The organism is Humidesulfovibrio sp., assembly GCF_035560995.1.
In the GTDB taxonomy this organism is placed as follows: domain Bacteria; phylum Desulfobacterota; class Desulfovibrionia; order Desulfovibrionales; family Desulfovibrionaceae; genus Humidesulfovibrio.
Genome location: NZ_DATMYK010000096.1, coordinates 1 through 2891, shown reverse-complemented (window position 1 = coordinate 2891; position 2891 = coordinate 1). Strand labels below are relative to the sequence as shown.

Annotated in this window: 3 protein-coding genes and 1 pseudogene; 2 read left to right on the top strand and 2 right to left on the bottom strand. The window is 69.1% G+C overall.

Features of this window, described 5'->3' with window-relative positions:
- Both VN419_RS03570 and VN419_RS03565 read right to left on the bottom strand, forming a co-directional pair.
- On the bottom strand, positions 1 to 150 hold a 150-nt coding region (locus tag VN419_RS03570; RefSeq protein WP_325644518.1), incomplete at its 3' end, for an NUDIX domain-containing protein.
- On the bottom strand, positions 140 to 2179 hold the full coding sequence (locus VN419_RS03565) for an ABC-F family ATP-binding cassette domain-containing protein (RefSeq protein ID WP_325644516.1): 2040 nt from the start codon (positions 2177 to 2179) through the stop codon (positions 140 to 142). The genes VN419_RS03565 and VN419_RS03570, both read right to left, overlap by 11 nt.
- 147 nt (positions 2180 to 2326) lie before the next feature.
- Between VN419_RS03565 and VN419_RS03560 the strand changes: the two genes are divergently transcribed.
- The gene (locus tag VN419_RS03560; RefSeq protein ID WP_325644515.1) at positions 2327 to 2641 is read left to right on the top strand and encodes a GIY-YIG nuclease family protein; all 315 of its coding nucleotides are present in this window, start codon (positions 2327 to 2329) and stop codon (positions 2639 to 2641) included.
- Positions 2638 to 2891 (top strand): annotated as a pseudogene (locus VN419_RS03555) (hypothetical protein); the annotation flags it as partial. The gene VN419_RS03560 and the pseudogene VN419_RS03555, both read left to right, overlap by 4 nt.

Below are 2891 nucleotides of genomic sequence, written 5' to 3'. Positions count from 1 at the left end.
AGTTTCCAGGCTCTCGCCCTGCTCCACCTTGCCGCCGGGAAACTCCCACCAGCCCGCGTGAGCCTTGCCCTCGGGCCGCTCCACACCCAGGAAGCGGCCGTCCTTCCACACCACGCCCGCCACAACGAGCAGGTCGGGCTTAGGACTCAAGGCAGAATCCCATCTCGGCCTGCACCGCGGCCATCTTCTCTTCCAGCACGGCCATGCGCTCCATGAGCTTCTCGGCCCAGTCGGACACCTCGCGGTACTGGTTGTTCACGGCCAAGGCCTCGCCCGCGCTGCCGTAGGTGGCCGGGTCGTTCATCTTGGCCTCCAGCTCGCCCTGCTCATGCAGCACGCGCTCCAGGTCCTTCTCGCACTTGGCGTATTCTTCGCGCAGGGGCTTAAGCGCGCGCGACAGGGCGTTGCGCTGCTCGGCCAGCTTGCGCTTTTCCTCTTTGGTCAGGCGCTTGGAGCCCGAAGCCTCTTCGACGTCCTCGACAAGCGCCACAGGCGCGCACTCGGCCTTTTTGGCCTCGCGCCGGGCGCCCATTTTGGCTTCGGCAAGGGCGGCGCGGCGCTTGGCGTCGAAGTCCTCGAAGCCTTCATGATGCTGCACAAGGCCGGTCGGGCTCAACTCCCAGATTTCCTCGGCCACCTCGCCCATGAGGTAGCGGTCGTGGGCCACCATGAACAGCGTGCCCTCGAAGTCCTTGAGCGCGGCCACGAGGCCTTCGCGGCTCTCCAGGTCCAGGTGGTTGGTGGGCTCGTCCAGAATGAGCAGGTTGGCCCGGCCCAGGAACAGGCTGGCCATGACGAGCCTGCTCTTCTCGCCGCCGGAAAGCGCGGCCACCGGGCGCTCGAAGTAGCTCTCGCCGAGCAAAAACAGGCCCAGCACGCCCATGAGCTGCTCTTCGTTGCAGCGCGGGTCGCACAGGCGGCGCATCTCGCCGATGACCGTGCCCGTGGGCCGCAGGATCTCGGTCTGGTGCTGGCTGAAGTAGGCCAGCTGGGTGTTGTTGCCCAGCTTGGCGTAGCCATGGGTGGGGGCCAGCGCGCCGGTGAGCACCTTGAGCAGCGTGGATTTGCCCGCGCCGTTGGGGGCCACGAGCGCGATCTTGCGGCCCCGGAAGATCTGGAAGTTGAGGCGCGGCCAGAGCTGCCTGCCGCTGTACCCGGCCTCCTTGGCGTACTGAAACTCCAGCTCCACGGCGTTCACGGCCACCTTGTCGCCGCGCGTGGGCTCCGGCAGGCGGAAGGAAAGCCTGCGCCCGGGCCGGGCGGCCAGCTGGTCGCCCTTGAGGCGCGAGAGCTCGTCCTGCAGCTTCTCCACCTTCTTGAGCTTGCTTTGGGCCTGTGCGGCCTTGCGCGCCTTGACGCGGAAGCGGCGGATGAAGGACTCCTCGTGGTCGATGCGCGCGGAGATCTTGGCGGCCTCGCGTTCGCGCTGCTCGGCGTTCTCGGCCATCCAGGCCAGAAAATCGCTGAAGGAACCGGCGCGCAGCACCGGCTTGGCCAGGCCCAGCACCAGCACGTGGGAGCCCACGCGCTCCAGGAAGATGCGGTCGTGGGCCACAAAGATGAGCGTGCCCTTGAAGGCCAGGAGGTAGTCCTCCAGCCACTGCACGGCTTCCAGGTCCAGGTGGTTGGTGGGCTCGTCAAGAAGCAGGATGTCCGCGCCCTGCAGCAGCACGCGGGCCAGCTTGGCGCGCTCCCGCCAGCCGCCGGAAAGCAGCTCGATGCGCCGGGAGAGGTCGCCGTCCTCGAAGCCCAGGCCGGAGAGGATGGCCCTGGCCTTGTGCTCCGGGTGGTAGCCGTACTGCGCCTCGAAGCGGGCCTGCCGCTCGGAGAGCTTGTGCAGTTTGGCCTCGTCCTTGGCCTCCACGGCCTGCTCCCACTCGCGCCAGAAGTCGCGCCAGCTGGGCAGGGCCGAAAGCACCCAGCCCAGCAGCGGCTCGGAGAGATCCGCGCCGGAAAGTTCCTGGGCCACATAGCCCACGCGCGCGCCCTTGCTCATGGTCACGCTGCCGGCCTCGGGCTCGGTGCGGCTGGCCAGGATGCGCAGAAGCGTACTCTTGCCCGTGCCGTTGGCCCCGGCCACGGCCAGGCGCATCCCCGGCAGGGCCTCGAAGGACAGGCCGCTGAACAGGGCCTCGCCCCCGTAAGACTTCTCGATGTTCTGAACCGTGATCTTGGACAATCAATCCTCCGAAAAAAACAGGCGCTGGACCCGGTTGCGGGCCTGCGCCCCGTGCATGCGGTGAATCGCCCCGAAGGGGGCCGCTGTGCTGATATATCGCCGCGCGGGAACTTGGCAAGGGGGGCCGGTGCGGGCTATCATCGCCCCATGCCCTGGCACGTGTACCTGCTCACCTGCGCCGATGGCGCCCTGTACTGCGGCGTGACCCTCGACCTGCCCCGCCGCGTGGCCGAGCACAACGCGGGCACGGCCTCGCGCTGCACCCGCGCCCGGCTGCCGGTGGCGCTCTGCGCCAGCGCCCCCTGCGCGGACAAGTCCGCTGCCCTGCGCCTGGAGCTGGCGGTCAAAAAACGCCCGCGCGCGGCCAAGCTGGCCTTCCTGCTGGAGCAGCCCGGAGCCTCGCGCCCCGCGCAGGCAGAGCACGACTCCGACAAGGACGCATTCGGCGAGGACGCCCCATGAGCCCGACCATTTTCGACCCGGCCCTTTTCGACCCCGGGCGGCCCTGCCGCCTGTGCCCGCGCGCCTGCGGGGCCGTCCGGTCGCAAGGGCCCGGCTTCTGCGGCGCGGACGCCACCCTGCGCGTGGCCCTGGCCCAACTGCACGCGGGCGAGGAACCGGCCCTGAGCGGCCCGCAGCCCGATCCCCACGGGCGTGGCAGCGGCACCATTTTCTTCTCCGGCTGCGCCCTCAGGTGCGTGTACTGCCAGAA